Source organism: Micromonospora craniellae (assembly GCF_014764405.1).
GTDB classification, from domain to species: domain Bacteria; phylum Actinomycetota; class Actinomycetes; order Mycobacteriales; family Micromonosporaceae; genus Micromonospora; species Micromonospora craniellae.
This window is the reverse complement of record NZ_CP061725.1, coordinates 3,634,921-3,649,399: the sequence shown is the minus strand read 5'-3', so window position 1 is coordinate 3,649,399 and position 14,479 is coordinate 3,634,921. Positions and strand designations below refer to the sequence as shown.

Genomic DNA, 14,479 nt, shown 5'->3' with positions numbered 1-14,479 from the left:
GGGGGGCCTGAGGAGCGGGGATGAGCGACTACTACGGCTGGCAGCCGCCGAGCTACCACATGTACTCCGGGGTGTCGGACGACTACGCGGCCGAGCGGGCCGGCCAGTCCACGCCGTACGAGCCCACGGCATGGGACTCAGTGAACATCGAGGAGATGTGGGAGTACGTCCGCAAGGAGAGCGACGAACGCACCACCGCGCTGGCCGAGATGTGGCGACGCGCGGCCAGTCTGCTCCAGGCCACCCGGGACAACCTCAGGCGCCACGCGGACTCGCTCGACGCCAAGTGGCAGTCGCCGGCCGCCCGCGTCTTCATGGGCCGCGTCGGCGCGACGCTGCACTCGCTCGACGAGTGGAAGACCGTCGCCACCAACAACGCCACCGGTCTGGATCAGCTCGCCAGCAAGATCAAGACCACCCAGACCGAGATGAAGACGCTCTGGGAGGAGTACCGGGCCGAGCAGATCCGGCAGGCGGACCGCCGCGCCGCCGACGAGGGCATCCAGCTGGGCGACCTCTTCGGCATCAACAACGGCAAGCCGTACGACGAAGTGCAGAAGGACTATCACCAGCGCGCCAAGAACATCGTCAAGCCGCTGGCCGACTTCTACATCGACACGTACATCACGAACATCTCCCGGGGCGGCAAATTCAAGGGCCCGACGGACGCCGTGCTCTTCGACCAGTCCAACGTTCCCCGGCCGACGGCACCGGGCGCACCGGGCGGCCGACCCGGCGCTCCCTCGCTCAACGGCTCCCGCCCGAATCGGCCGGGCATGCCGAACCAGCCGGACACGGGCGACCGGCCCGCTGCGCCAGCTGCTCCTCCGCCCGGCACGCCGGACGGCCTGAGCCTCGCGGGCACCACGGCTCCGGTCGCCCCGGCCGGGCCGCCGCCGGCCGCACCGCCCCCGGTTTCCACGCCGAACGCTCCCGTCACGCCCGGCCCACCGGTGCCGCCGGTCGGTCCCGGGCTCCGTCCGACCAACCCCGGCCTGAACCCGCCGGGCTCGGGACGCCCGAACGCCCCGCGCACCTCGTTGCCGGGCACCGGTGGATCCACGCCGCCGGGCGGCCGAGGTCCGGCTCCCAACCGTCCCACGCTTCCCGGGGCCGGTGGTCCGGCCAACGGTGCCGGCGCGCCTCCGGGCGGCAAGCGGGGGCCCGCGCCGAACCGTCCGACCCTGCCGGGTAACACCGGCACGCCGGGTGCACCGGGTGCTCGCCCGGGCCGACCGGGCGGGCTCCGGCCGACCGGCTCGCCCACCCCACCGCCGTCCAGCCCACAGCTGCCGGGCTCCACGGCCCGGCCGGGCCCACGGGGCGCTGCCCCCGGGCGTCCGGCCACCACGCCGCCGCCGAGCCTCGGCGGCCCGCGTGGCGCCGCGCCGGGCAAGCCGCCCAAGGCGGGTGCCGCGCCGGTCAGCCGTGCCGGTACGCCCCCGACCCCACCGCCCGGCACGCCCACACCGGGCACCGGTGCCCGACCTGGCCTGAGCGGTCGCACCGGTGCCACCCGTCCGGCGCCGACCACCGGCCCGGCGCCGTCGCTCGGCGGACGTCGCGCCGGGTCCTCGGTGCCCAGGCCGCGTACCGGTCAGGGGCGCGACGGGGAGCAGGAGACCTGGGAGTACGGCGACGGCGACGACGAGCTGTGGGTCACCGAGTCGTCCGCGGTCGGTGTGGTCGAGGCGCCGACCGAGCAGCGCCCTCGCGAGCAGGGACGGGCGCTCGGGCAGTCCTGAGCAGCGGCGGGCCGGTCACCGGAATTCCGGTGGCCGGTCCGTACCATGCGGTGACCGTCCACATTCCTGGCCGTCGAACGGCTCCCACCAGCGGAAGGCAGACGGGTATGCGTCTCCTCACCCGACCGATGACCACCGTGGCGCTCACCGCCGCGAGCGTTCTGGCCGCCCTCGTCGTGTCCGCCGCACCCGCGCTGGCCGACTCCACCAGGGACGACTCGTGGCACGTGAAGACCCTGGAACTGGCCGAGATGCACCGGATCAGCCGGGGCGAGGGTGTCACCGTCGCGGTGATCGACACCGGGGTGGACGCGACGCATCCGGACCTCAGGGACAACGTCGTGCCCGGTGTGGACCTCTACGACGACAAGGCCAAGGGCCGCGTCGACCGGGAGGGGCACGGCACCGGCATGGCCTCGCTGATCGCCGGGCACGGGCACGGGCCGGGCGACGGCGACGGCGTACTCGGTGTCGCGCCGAAGGCCAAGATCCTGCCGGTCACGATCAAGAGCGAACGCAGTGCGGTGATCGCGCCGACCGCGATCGCCGCCGGCATCAACTGGGCGGTGGACAACGGTGCGGACATCGTCAACGTCTCGCTGGGCGCGAGCCACAACGAGGAGCTGAACCGGGCGGTCGACCGGGCGTACCAGCGGAACGTGGTCGTGGTCGCCGCCGTCGGCAACCGCAAGGACGCCATCATCGGCAACCCGGCCCGGCACCCCGGCGCCATCGCCGTCAACGGCACCGATCGTGCGGGCGTCATCAGCAAAGAGGCCGCCCTGCCCGCCGAAGAGGTCAACATCGCCGCGCCAGGCGAGGACATCGTGCAGGCCGCCCCCGGCGGCCGGTACGTCACCGCGATCGGCAACAGCGGGTCGGCCGCGATCGTCTCCGGAGCGATGGCACTGGTCAAGGCGAAGTATCCGGACCTGAACGCGTACCAGCTCTTCGAGCGCCTGCTCGAAACCACGCGGGACGCCGGAGATCCCGGCCGGGACCTGTACTACGGATGGGGTGTGCTCGACCTGCGGGCGGCACTGACCGGCGAGCCGGACGGTCGGGCCCGTAGCGCGGCGACACCCGACGAACCGGAGCTCGACGCGGGCCTGGAGGCGGCCCGCGCCGTCGAGGGGCCCGGCCCGGCGGAGACCGTCATCGTGGTCCTGATCTGGGTGGGAATCCTGGTGCTCCTCGTCGGGGCCGTGACGGCCGTCATACTGCTGCGTCGCGCCCGTCGGGCAAGGGCCGTCGCGGTGGACGGGGACGGACCGGTCGGCCCGACGCCCGGGACGCACGTCCCACCGGCTGGACCGGACGATCCCGCCGACGAATCGGTCTGGCGCCGGCCGCCCGGTTGACCGATGCATCCGGAGGAGGAACCCGAGTCGTCCCCACCCACCGCCGGTGAGGCGGCGGTGCCATCACGCCCGGTCGTGGTCACGCTCGCGGTGCTGCTGATGGTGCCTGCGGTCGCCGTCTGGCTGGTCGCCGGGATCGCCTTCTTCCTGGCCATGCTGCGTACGGAGGGCAGCGGGATCGGTCGCCTGCTGGTGGTGGGCATCGGTGGCGCCGTACTCGCGCTCGCCCTGCTGGTGGTGTTCCTCGCCTCGCTCGGGATGATGATGGCCTGGCAGGGCGACGGCGCGGCCGGACTGGTCGTGCCGGCGGGCTTCACGTTCGGAATCTTCGTCGTCGTCATCGTCACGCTGCTGACGCAGGGCAAGCTGACCTTCGAGCCGACGATGGTCACCCCACTGGTCGTGGGCGGCCTCGCGGGCGTCTCGCTCGCTCTGGTGTGCAGCCCACCGGCCCGCGCCTGGTTCGCCGGCCGCCGAGCCTGATCAGGCCGGGGACCAGCGTCGGGCGGTCGCGTCGAAGCGGGCCAGCAGCTCGTCACGACCGTCCTGGTGCAGGCAGTGCAGGGCGGTGCCGTCCGGTACGACAAGCGACTCCATGCGTGGTCGACCCTCACCCCACTCCGGCGGCGTGGCCTCCCCGGGCGGCCAGCGCAGCACGGCCACCCACTCGTCCCTCTCCTCGAAGGGCGAACCCTCGCCGAGCAGCCCGAGTCGACGGTAGAGCCGTGCCGGGGTGTCCCGCCCCGGGCCGTGCCAGGCGTGCACCAGCCCGGCCGCCCGGTCGTACCCGTCGTCGAGGTAGGACGGCAGGTGACGGTGCGGGATGACCAGTTGTAGCAGCAGCGGTACGTCCGGGTCCGGCCCCTCGTCGACCTCGGTCTCCGGGGCCGCACGCGGCACCGGTACGCCCCGCCGCGACGGCTCGGCGTACGCGGCCGTCTCGCGGCGACGCCGTTCCTCCTCGGTCGCCTCGGTGATCACCTGCCGCAGTTCGCCGACCCACTCGCGCAGCTTCAGCAGTGCCTCGCCGGGCAGCGCCGCCGCCAGCGCGGTGTCCGGGTTGAGCAGCAACTGCCAGGAGAGGTCCGGCCAGTGGTCGGTGAGCTGGAGGCTGTTGATCACCACCAGGTCGTGCTCACCGAACGCCTGACGCATCCGTGCCTCGGAGGTGAAGACCGGCAGGCTCGGCCGACCCTCCTCGTCAGGCATGCTCCACCAGGGAAACTCCGGGTCGGTGAGGTCACGGGTGGCCGGGCCGTCCGGACGTAGCGGCAGCACCAGCTCGGCCCGGAACAGCGCCGACATCAGCGCGTTCGGGTCCTGCCGCCGGATCGCCTCGCGCAGCGGCCGTTCCGCCTCGACCACGGGCGCGGCAACCGACCGCAGTTCCTCGGCCGTCAGCCGCACACCGATCGGCAACCCGGCGTCGACGACCAGCATCCAGTCGTCGTCCGGCCAGTCGACGGCGAGGTCGGCGAGCGCGAACACGTGGTAGTCGACCGACCGGCCGGGCATGGCGGCGGCGATGGCTCCCGCCGAGGTGAAGGCCAGCACATGGGTGATCCCGTCGTGGGTGCCGGTGGGCCAGGCCACCGGCTCCAGACCGGCCGCCGCCGATGGCGACACGGGCAGCAGCAGCGGGCCGTCGGCGAGCACGGCGAGGAAGGCCGCCCGGTCGTCGGCCTCGGCGGCGGCCAGCAACGCCCGCTCGGTGGCGGTGCTGGGCTGCCAACCTGTGGTGGGCTGCCGGTCGGTCACCAGCCGCCGTCCCGGTCCATCCGCTGCGGCTGCCGGCCGAGCACCAGGCCGGTGATCGCCTCGTCCAGGTCCGCCCCGAGGAACCAGTCCCCGGTGTGGTCCAGCACGAACACCCGGCCCTGCGCGTCGACGGCGAGGATCCCGGTGCCGCCGCCCTCCTCGCCGAGCGGGCTGAGCGGCGCCCCGATCGCCTCGGCCAGTTCGGCGAGCGTCTCCACCGACTGCCGCACCAGGAACGGGTCCAGGTGGAACTCGCTCGGTGCGATCTGCTCGCCCTCGCCCCGGGGCTGTACCCGTAAGCCGCCGAACTCGGCGTACGCGGCGACGGCCGCAGCCGTCATCACGTGCTGACGGCCGCCGGAGGTGGCGTGGGCGGCGATCCGCAACGCCCACTCGCGGCCCCGGTCGTCGTCGCGGCCCTCGGGCGACCAGCCCGCCTCGGCAAGGGCCTCGGCCACCAGGGGTGGGAACCGTCCGGTCACGTCAACGCCTCCATACCGAACCAGTCGAGCAGCGCAGCGCAGGATCGGCAGGGCGGCTGGACCTCGCCGTGGCGGGGATCGCCCTCCTCGCGTACCCGGGTCACCCGTACCTTCGCGCCCCAGAGCAGCGCACGGGCCCGAGCCGCCTCGATCGGCGGCCCGCCCTCCTCTGCGGCGTACAGGCGGTCGGAGACCAGCACCGCCTCGGCGCACCAGCCGGCGAAGCGTTCACGCTGGTCGACCGGCAGGCCGTGCAGGAAGCGGCGGACCACCGGATGCAGGTCCGGCGGCACGTCACCGCGTATCGAGGTGTGGGTGTAGACGGCGCCGTCGGCCAGCAGCGCACCCGCCGCCAGCGGCAGCATCCGCGGCTGCGTCATCCGTCCTCCCGCACGTCGACAAGGATCCGGCCCGGTGCGGGCCCGAACTCGCCCGCCGAGCCTAGCCAGCGCGTGCATCGAAGTCCCGGCGCGGCCCGGGCCTCGCCCGTCGAGCCGGTCGAGCCGCGAGGGCCGAGCTCCCGCCGGGAGGGCGCAGGCCATCCCGCTTGCCATCGACCCGGGCAAGCCGAACAGACCACCGTCCGACCTGCCGACGTCCGTAGCGTCAAGGTCCGCTCGACGTGGCGGGACCGGCGGCGGTCGGCTCTCCAGGAGGACCGATTGACGGCAGGCGGGTTGGCTGAGGTGGCTTGAGGGGCAGGACAGCCCTAGCTTGCCAGGCGGCCTCTACGAGGACCACCGCGTCCTCAAGGGGCACGTGCTCCCAAACGCGCAGCACGTGCCATCCCTCCGCCGTGAGCGCGCCGGTGACACGGAGGTCTCGATCTACGTTGCGTTGAAGCTTTGCGGCCCAGTACCCGGTTGGATCGGCAGGCAACCTGCCGTGCTCCGGACAGCGGTGCCAATAGCAGCCATCGATGAAAACGGCGATCTTCCGCTTTGGGTAGACCAGGTCAGGTCGGACTCTCATCCCGGCTGCGACTACCTGGAGAGCGACTCGATAACGATGGCCGCGCGCGTAAAGCGCCCTGCGTAGTCGCAGCTCAGGCTTGGTGTCTCGATGCCGGTTCGAGCGCATTGACGCCGACGCTGATGAGGGAGGCGGCGCTGGGGGAAGTCGATCACTCAATGACTTGCCGCGTTCGCTGAGCCGGCGCTCCCGAAGACGCTGCTTGGTTTCCCGGCTCTTGGAGTTGTGCGCCTCTCGACATTCATCGCATCGACATCCGACATCATACCGATACGATGTTCCGTGGCCGGAGCTGCCGCTGACGAGTTCCCTTGATCTTCGCACCCCTTGCATGTATCGGCTGTGGCTCTGCCGGTGAGCCCCACGGCAGCGCTCACACCGGCATCCGAGGTTGCCGTAACCGTTCGTCGTCCCGTGGCGGGGGTCATCGGGGGAGAGTTCCACGCGGCGTCGTGGCACACGTCGATACTACGACATCGGAGGCGATCCCTACTCGTCGCCAATCGACGCGTCCTCCGAATCGGGCAACTCGGCACCGATCTCATAGATGCGTTGCTCGGCAAGCCAGGTCAGCCGCTGGGCCTGGAGGAGCAGAGTTCGGCGCATCCCACCCGACACCTCACGCTCAGAGATCATCTGCGACAGACGAGATATGGTGGCCGCTCGGCGCGCGATACGCACATCTGAGTGCTTTCTGTCCTCCCACAACTCATCGGGAATGATGCATGCATGCACTCTGGGCGGAAGATCGACCAGCTCGGACGGCTGGATCGCCCCCTCATTCAAGACGGCACCAAAATTGGACTGGGCTTCGAGTGTCCGATAGACAGTGTACTCGTACGGATTTAGGAGAGTCTTCTTCTCGGATGACCCCGCCGGCTGTCCGGGCCTCTTCAGACTCTCCGCTTCCGCGACATGCGGCAGACTCCACATGGATACGGACGCCACCTCAAAAGGATCCAAGATGAATTTCGCGACAGCGTCTGACCGTTGCCCGGTCAGGTGGCGGGATATTCGGTCCCGGAAGGACGACGAAGTCTGGCCGACGTAGATCGGCTCATCGTCATAGTCAAAGTAGGCGTAGACGCCGACCGCATCACCGATCCGGTGGGCCGGATCATTAGGATCGGCGAGTGCCATCACATTGCCCAGCTCGGCGCGGATGAGCTTCACCGCGCGCGGCGGCTGGTCCTTCTTCGGGATCCTTGCCACGATGCTCCATAGATTCTCGGACAGTGCCGAGGCATGCTACGTGGCTTGCGGCACTTTCTGCCAGAGCAACGCGGGAATCAGATAGTGCTGTCCGATCCACCGGATCACGTCCACGACGACAGCGTCGCCGAAGCCAAACAGCGCCTGGTTAGGCGTCCCGCCGTTGAGCTTGTACGAGCCGGCACCCATCATCCGCGCATACTCCAGCGGCGTCATCCAACGGACTTGGACCACACCCTTGCCGATCTCGACGAGCGCCTGCTTGCTGGAGCCACCTCCCGTTGTACGTAGGCAGCCGCCGATCGCGTCTCGGCGGAGTTCCCAGACGGCAACGCCACGCCTCGTCCTGCGGTAGGCGGTCCGCCAAGAGATGTTCCTGGCGTCTCGGAGGACCTCCATGCGAGCGGTCTGCACTGGGCTCAGGGACTCCACGAAGGCGGCCACCCGGTCGTGGGTCCACCATCGAGGATCAGCCTCGTCCATCTTCTCGATGACGCTGGACAAGTCTTGCGGGCCTTGAGGAAGGTCAGGAAGCGGCAGGTAATGCATCCGGAGGTGTTCATGCGCGGTGTGCACACGCTGAACCCACGGAGGACGGGCGTCCGAGATCGGGGGAATGCCCGTTCGCGCCTGTGGTGGAAGGTCGCTGCGGATCCCGACAATGAACATTCGAGGCCGTGACTGCGGCACGAAGTGCCGGGCATCAACAGCGAAAACGTCACAGGAGTAGCCCAGCTCAGAAAGCCTGACCAAGGCGTCAGTAAGATCCTTGCCGCCATGGCTTGTGGCGAAGCCCTGAACGTTCTCTAGGAGGACCACGCGGGGGCGCTGCTCCTGCATCTCCTGTAGGACTCTCGCAAACTCCCAGAACATGCCTGATTGTGAGCCAACGAGCCCTCGACGGTTGCCAGCAAGCGACAGATCCACGCAAGGAAAACTACTCGTCGCTAGATCAATATTCGGAGGAAGATCCGTGGCGGCAACCTTCCGGACGTCCGCTAGCTGGAAATGGGTGGCCTCATGGTTGGCGGCATACGCATCACGTTTCGCCCTCTCGATGTCGTTGGCCCACACCACCTCAACACCGAGTGGCTCCAGAGCCTCCCTGACCAACCCGATGCCCGCAAAGAATTCTGCTGCCCGGATGGTCGGCTGCGGTTCACCTGCCAACTCCTCCACCACGGGAGCACCCTACAGGCGCCATAGGATCACCGCTCCACCGGCACGCCAGCATTCGCCCAAACTTACAGATGGTGCATACATGACCACAGAGGCGCCACCGGGAGAATCGCTGGTCCGCATGAAGTCAGCCCGAGGAGCGAAGATCAAGTTAGTGCCGACTCCGACGCCTCGGCGGAGGTGGCGACTACGCCGGTGGGGCCGCATCGGCCTTCAACGCGTGCAGGAAGGCAGACCAGGCACCGTCACCGAAGGCGAGAACCGGACCACCACGATCTTTCGAATCCCGTACGCCCACCCCACCACCAGCAAGCCGCACCTCGACACAGTTGGCGTTGTCGGAGCTGCGGGAGGACTTGAACCAGTCACGGTCGACGGCGAAGGGCTGCGCAGTCACGTCATCTCCTTGGCAGTCCGGCGGATGAAGTCGAGCGACTTTTCCGAGCCTAGCGCCAGCTCACGGGTCTCGGCGAAGGTGACCACATAGTCCGTGACCCGCACCGGCTGGTCGATAATGTCGATGGAGGTCAGGATCTCCTGACAGACCAGGTCGGGAAGCCGAGGTGACGCGAAGGACAGCACCTGGAACGGACCGCCGAAGGCGGGATGCGCTCCGACGGTGAAGGGCAGCACCCGGATCTCGAACTGCTCGGGCCGGTCGGTGGCGAGGCGGACCAGATGATCGAGCTGTCCGCGCATCACCTTCGCGCCACCGACCTGCTGACGCAACGCGCCCTCACTGAGCACGGCGCTGATGCGCAGCGGATGCGGGCCGTCGAGTCGGGCCTGGCGTGCCATCCGGACAGCCACCCGCCGGTCGACCTCGGTGAGCCGGATCGTGGTGGAGCCACCCCGGATCACCGCGCGGGCGTACTCCTCGGTCTGCAACAGGCCGTGGATAACCTCCGGATGGAAGCCACGCACCTGCTCGGCACCGGCCTCGTAGCCCAGGTAGCGGAGGAACTCCGCCGGAAAGAGCTGGGCGTACTCGTGCCACCAGCCACGTCGGGACGCACCCGACCGTAGCTCCTCCAACTCGGCCGCGTCCTCCGGCTCCAACTCGTAGGTCTCCACGATCTGGGCCAGCCGGTGAGCAGGAAGCTTGACTCGACCAGCCTCCACGCCGGAGACGTACGCCTGGATGATGCCGATCGCCCGACCCGCCGCCGCAGCGGTCAGACCGACCTCCTCTCGGCGCTGACGGAGGCGTAACCCCAGCTCCCATGCCTGCACTACGGGTGAGGACTCCATCTGTGACAGTGGCCGCCGTGCGCCAGCAGCACCAGTGGGTGACGTAGACATGCTGCCTCCTTGAATCGATGCCATTAACAATAGCAAGTATTCCCTCCTGCAAGCTTGATATCAACCGTGACATCGTGCATTGTCGGAAAATCAGTCGAGCTTCTATGGACGGAGGGCAGTGATGGGGTACTCGGGTCGGTGGGTCTATCAGGCGGAACAGGTGCCGTACGCGTTCTCGCTGTGCCGGGTGCTCGACGCCGGCACGGTCGCGCAGTCGTACGACCTGCTCGGCGTCGTCCGGGTCACCGAGGACCGGCAGCACCCGGGGAGCTCTCCGCCAAGCTGCGGCCCTGGGCGTTGGCCACCCTGTCCACCGGCGGGTACGGCTTCGGTCGCTTCTATGCCTCGTACGGCACTCTCGACCCGGATGGCGAGCCCGACCGGGAATTCGCCAACGAGTACATCGACTGGTCCGGCGTCGAGGTCCTCGTACCGCAGTCACACCCGCAGCCCTCGGTCGGCTGACGCCGCATCCCGGCCGCGACAGGCTCCCATGGCGTAGTCCGGCTGGGATATCGTCGGTCCAGCCCCCACCTGTTCGCCGCACGAAGCCCCGGAGCCATGACGCGCACCCTTCTCGTCTCGACGGACCAAGCCGGCGCCTACCCGTCCATTGGGGAGGCACTTGCGGCGGCGGGCGACGACGCCGTCGTCGCGGTCAGCCCCGGCACCTACTACGAGGCGCTGTTCGTCAACGATCGTGGCGCCACCGTCGTCGCCGCCGAGGGGCCGGGCACGGTGACCATCGACGCCTCCTCCGGGACGTACCCGACGGTCTCCTGCAACTCCGGCCGGCTGGAGCTGCGTGACCTGGTGCTCAAGGCGGGTGACGCGCCGGTCGTGGTGGCGGACCGGGCGAAGCTGACGCTGACCGGTTGCGAGCTGAGCGCGGGCTTCGGCGCCGCCGTCCAGATCGCCGGTCGCTCGGAGTTCAACCTGGCCCGCTGCCGGGTCACCGGGGGACGCTACGGCCTGGTGGTCGAGGACTCCGACGGCAGCGTCGAAGGGTGCGAGTTCACCGATCTCGCCGAGGACGGCATCATCGTGCGGATCGGCGCCGCCCCGACGATCCGCACCACCACCGTGACCCGGTGCGGCAACCGGGGCATCTACATCTACCAGTACGGCAAGCCCACCATCGAGGCCTGCGAGATCTCGCAGATCGGTCAGGCCGGGGTCGCCGTGGTGCACCAGAGCGCGCCGGTGCTGCGGCGCTGCCGGATCCGGGACACCCGTGGCCCGGCGGTCTCGTTCGGCCGGGGCTGCCAGGGCTCGGTCACCGAGTGCACCACCGAGAACACCGCCGAACCGGCGATCGAGATCGCCGAGGGCGCCTCCCCGACCATCGTGGAGGGCCGGGTGAGCCGGCAGGCGGCCTTCGGTGCGGCAGCGGCCCGCGCCGCCACGCCGCAGGACACCGCCCGGGTGGAGAAGCTGCTCGCCGACCTGGAGGCGATGGTCGGCCTGGAGTCAGTGAAGGACGAGGTCCGCGCCCTGATCGACGAGATCCAGGTCAACGAGTGGCGGCGCAGCGCCGGGCTGCCGGTCGGCGCGGTGAGCCACCACCTGATCTTCGCGGGTGCGCCGGGCACCGGCAAGACCACGGTGGCCCGCATCTACGGCGAGTTGCTCGCCGCGCTGGGTGCGCTGCCCGGCGGCTCGTTCCGCGAGGTGTCCCGCCGCGACCTGGTCGGACAGTATCTGGGCCACACCGCCGAGAAGACCGCCGCCGCGTTCGATCAGGCGCGGGGCGGCGTGCTCTTCATCGACGAGGCGTACACCCTCTCCCGCTCGTTCGGCAGCGGCGGCGACTTCGGTCAGGAGGCCATCGACACGCTGGTCAAGCTGATGGAGGACCACCGCGACGAGGTCGCCGTGATCGCCGCCGGCTACACCGGTGACATGGTGACGTTCCTGGACGCCAACGCCGGTCTTGCCTCCCGCTTCGCGCGGACCGTCGAGTTCGGCAACTACTCGCCGGAGCAGTTGGTCGTCATCGTGGAACGGATGGCCACCGGCGACGAATACCTTCTGGACGACGGGGTCTCCGAGGTGCTCCGGGAGCACTTCGGCACGATCGAACGGGACGAGAACTTCGGCAACGCCCGGGAGGCGCGCAAGCTGTTCGAGGGCGTACGCAAGGCACAGGCACAGCGACTGCGCCAGACCGGCCAGCGACCCAGCCTCGACGAGTTGCGTACCGTGACGGTCGCCGACGTCCAGGCCGCGATCGGACGCTGACCATGCCGGGCCGGTCAGGGAGGGACGTGCGGTGACGCATCCGGGTGCGGCGCGGCCGGGCGAACCGGGTTGGCAGCAACACCCGGGGGCCACGGCACCGCCGCCGCAGCGCACGGCACCCCCGCAGCAGGTCGCCGCGCCGGCGCCGACGCTCGGCGGTACCGGGCCGGGGCAGGCGTGGGCCGCTCAGCGCAGCCAGGGACGGGCGACCGTCGGGACCGCGTACACCAGCCAGGCCGCCGCGGTGGCGGCGTCCGCTCCGGCCGCCGAGCCGGCGGTGGAGGCGACACCGGCGCCACCGGCCCGGCCCGACGTGGCCGCCCGCCCCGTTGCCACCGACACGGCGGCGACCGCGACCGAGGCGGCGGCGGTCCCGGTGGTACGCCCGCACCGGCGTCCGCTGCGGGTCGGCGGGATCCACGTCGCCCAACTCGTGGCCTGGCAGGCGGGTGCCGCCGGGGTGCTGGCCGCGACCGGGCACGGCCTGCCGATGGCCCTCGCGGTGGCCACCGGTGTGGTGCTGCTGCTCTCGCCGACCGTGCTGCGGCGCCGGGGTCGGTGGCTCTATCAGTGGCTGGCCGTCTGGTGGGGCTACCGGGGTCGACCCCGGCAACTCACCGCCAACGGCACGGACGCCGCCTGGCAACTGCTGACCCACCTGGAGGGCAGCGTCGAACTCGACCAGGTCGAGATCGACGACCAGCCGGCCGTGCTGCTGACCCACCGGGCCGGTCTGAGTGCCGTGCTGGAGGTCGACCCGACCGAGGGCGCCCTGCTGATGAGCGCGCCGCAGGCCCTGCCGTCACCGGTGTCGCTGCTGCCGGCGGCCGACCCGGACACCCCGGCCGTGGCGGTGCAGGTGCTGATCCAGGTCACCCCGGCCCCTCGGGCCCGTTCCGCAGCGGTGGACCGGGCGTACCGCGAGCTGACCGGCGGGGAGGTGCCGGCCAGCCGGCAGGCGTGGGTGGTGCTCCAGGCGCCGCGTACCCCCGACTTCCACGCCGACCGCCACCTGCGCCCGGCGCTCACCGCGGCGATCCGCCGCACGCGGCGGCAGTTGCGCCAGGACCGGGTGACCGCCCGGCTGCTCAACCGGGACGAGGTGCTGGCCGCAGTCGCCGGCCTGACCCATCTCACCGACGGGCCGACCGGCGGCGACCGGCCGCTGGCCCGCGAGGGCTGGCGGCACTGGTCCGCGCAGGGCGTCCCGCAGAGCTGCCACCGGCTGCTCGACTGGCCGCGCCGATCGTGGGAGGTCGATCCGCTGCTGCGCGGGCTGCCGGCGGCGGCCGGTGTGGTGTCCATCTCGGTGGCCCGGGAGACCGGTCGCACCGGTGCCGCCGACACGGTCGTGGAGGTGGCGTTCCGGCTGATCGGGGCCGACGCCGACGCGCTCGCCGCCGCCGACCGGGCACTGGAGGAGGCGGTCCGTGGTCACGGTGGCCGCCTGCAACGACTCGACGGCGAACACGCGCACGGCGTGGCCGCCACCCTGCCGCTCGGAGGCTTCCTGAGGTGAACGGTGTCGCCTTTCCCGGCAGCCGGATGGGGCTGCACGTCACCGACGAGGCCGCCGTCGCCGACCTGCGCCTGGTCGCCGGGGGCGGCGGGCTGGTGGTCGGGCGCAACCGGCAACAGGAGCCGGTCGGGTTGCGGGTGTTCCGCGCCGAGCCGACCCGGCTGATGCTGACCGGCGGGGTACGCGCCGCCGAGCTGCTCGCCTTCCGGTCCCTCGCGCTCGGCGCCCGGCTGTTCATCCAGACCGCTCGTGAGCAGGAGTGGGACGCCTTCCTGCGGCGCTGTGTGATCGGCCGGGAGATCGCCTCGTTCCTGCCACCGGGAGTAGCGCCGCCGGTGCCCGCCACCCCGACCGAACCGCAGCTCGTGGTCATCGACACCGGACCGGTCACCGGTTCGGACACCAACCTCAGCGCACCCTGGCGGGCCACCCTCGTGGTCCGCGACGATCTGGCCGGCTGGGACGTCGAGGTGCTGGTACGCAGCGACATCGTGGTGCTCCAGCGGCTCACCGAGACCGAGGCCGCCACCGCCGCGACCGCCCTCGGTCTGGTCAGCGTGCAGGGCTGGTTCACCCAACTGCACCCGGAGATGGTCGGCCTGATCACCAAGGGCAAGGTGCAGTGGGTGATGCTCAGCATGACCGGCACCGAGGGTCAGCTCATCGGGCCGATCGCCCGGGGCGGCTGACCGACGGTCCGCCCGGCGG

The 14,479-nt window shown here is 70.7% G+C and carries 15 protein-coding genes; 7 read left to right on the top strand and 8 right to left on the bottom strand.

What is annotated here, in order from left to right; all coding sequences use genetic code 11:
- Window positions 1–20: 20 nt before the first annotated feature.
- The 3 genes from ID554_RS16335 to ID554_RS16325 all read left to right on the top strand — a co-directional run bounded on the left by ID554_RS16335 (window position 21) and on the right by ID554_RS16325 (window position 3,589).
- On the top strand, window positions 21–1,745 hold the full coding sequence (locus ID554_RS16335; protein ID WP_117229919.1) for a hypothetical protein: 1,725 nt from the start codon (window positions 21–23) through the stop codon (window positions 1,743–1,745).
- 107 nt (window positions 1,746–1,852) lie between these two features.
- Window positions 1,853–3,106: a type VII secretion-associated serine protease mycosin gene (gene mycP, locus ID554_RS16330; RefSeq protein WP_117229920.1), complete on the top strand. Its 1,254-nt coding sequence runs from the start codon at window positions 1,853–1,855 to the stop codon at window positions 3,104–3,106.
- A 3-nt stretch (window positions 3,107–3,109) separates the two neighbouring features.
- Window positions 3,110–3,589, top strand: coding sequence for a hypothetical protein (locus ID554_RS16325; protein ID WP_117229921.1), 480 nt, complete (start codon window positions 3,110–3,112; stop codon window positions 3,587–3,589).
- Here ID554_RS16325 and ID554_RS16320 read toward each other — a convergent pair whose 3' ends face one another.
- From ID554_RS16320 to ID554_RS16285, 8 genes are all read right to left on the bottom strand, one after another.
- The gene (locus ID554_RS16320) at window positions 3,590–4,864 is read right to left on the bottom strand and encodes an SseB family protein (protein WP_117229922.1); all 1,275 of its coding nucleotides are present in this window, start codon (window positions 4,862–4,864) and stop codon (window positions 3,590–3,592) included.
- Window positions 4,861–5,346: an SUKH-3 domain-containing protein gene (locus ID554_RS16315; protein ID WP_117229923.1), complete on the bottom strand. Its 486-nt coding sequence runs from the start codon at window positions 5,344–5,346 to the stop codon at window positions 4,861–4,863. The genes ID554_RS16320 and ID554_RS16315 overlap by 4 nt, the downstream gene beginning before the upstream one ends.
- A complete protein-coding gene (locus ID554_RS16310; protein ID WP_117229924.1) occupies window positions 5,343–5,726 on the bottom strand; it encodes a YwqJ-related putative deaminase in 384 nt (127 codons plus the stop codon). The genes ID554_RS16315 and ID554_RS16310 overlap by 4 nt, the downstream gene beginning before the upstream one ends.
- Window positions 5,727–5,952: 226 nt before the next feature.
- Window positions 5,953–6,651 (bottom strand): very short patch repair endonuclease, encoded by a 699-nt coding sequence (locus ID554_RS16305; RefSeq protein WP_117229925.1) that lies wholly within the window; start codon window positions 6,649–6,651, stop codon window positions 5,953–5,955.
- A 156-nt stretch (window positions 6,652–6,807) separates the two neighbouring features.
- Window positions 6,808–7,530, bottom strand: a complete 723-nt coding sequence (locus ID554_RS16300) for a GIY-YIG nuclease family protein (RefSeq protein WP_117229926.1) — start codon at window positions 7,528–7,530, stop codon at window positions 6,808–6,810.
- A 36-nt stretch (window positions 7,531–7,566) separates the two neighbouring features.
- A complete protein-coding gene (locus ID554_RS16295; RefSeq protein WP_223884112.1) occupies window positions 7,567–8,712 on the bottom strand; it encodes a DNA cytosine methyltransferase in 1,146 nt (381 codons plus the stop codon).
- A gap of 184 nt (window positions 8,713–8,896) precedes the next feature.
- Window positions 8,897–9,106 carry a DUF397 domain-containing protein gene (locus tag ID554_RS16290; RefSeq protein WP_117229927.1) on the bottom strand — a complete coding sequence of 70 codons (210 nt, stop codon included), beginning with the start codon at window positions 9,104–9,106 and terminating at the stop codon, window positions 8,897–8,899.
- The gene (locus ID554_RS16285) at window positions 9,103–9,960 is read right to left on the bottom strand and encodes a helix-turn-helix domain-containing protein (protein ID WP_158573800.1); all 858 of its coding nucleotides are present in this window, start codon (window positions 9,958–9,960) and stop codon (window positions 9,103–9,105) included. Before ID554_RS16285 ends, ID554_RS16290 begins: the two co-directional genes overlap by 4 nt.
- 348 nt (window positions 9,961–10,308) lie before the next feature.
- Between ID554_RS16285 and ID554_RS16280 the strand changes: the two genes are divergently transcribed.
- The 4 genes from ID554_RS16280 (at window position 10,309) to ID554_RS16265 (ending at window position 14,460) form a co-directional block, all read left to right on the top strand.
- Window positions 10,309–10,476: a hypothetical protein gene (locus ID554_RS16280; protein ID WP_158573801.1), complete on the top strand. Its 168-nt coding sequence runs from the start codon at window positions 10,309–10,311 to the stop codon at window positions 10,474–10,476.
- Between the two features lie 96 nt (window positions 10,477–10,572).
- Window positions 10,573–12,252: a right-handed parallel beta-helix repeat-containing protein gene (locus tag ID554_RS16275; RefSeq protein WP_117229929.1), complete on the top strand. Its 1,680-nt coding sequence runs from the start codon at window positions 10,573–10,575 to the stop codon at window positions 12,250–12,252.
- Between the two features lie 31 nt (window positions 12,253–12,283).
- Window positions 12,284–13,771, top strand: coding sequence for a type VII secretion protein EccE (gene eccE, locus ID554_RS16270; protein ID WP_117229930.1), 1,488 nt, complete (start codon window positions 12,284–12,286; stop codon window positions 13,769–13,771).
- Complete coding sequence (locus ID554_RS16265) at window positions 13,768–14,460, top strand: hypothetical protein (RefSeq protein WP_147333533.1); 693 nt, start codon at window positions 13,768–13,770, stop codon at window positions 14,458–14,460. The genes eccE and ID554_RS16265 overlap by 4 nt, the downstream gene beginning before the upstream one ends.
- Window positions 14,461–14,479: the final 19 nt, after the last annotated feature.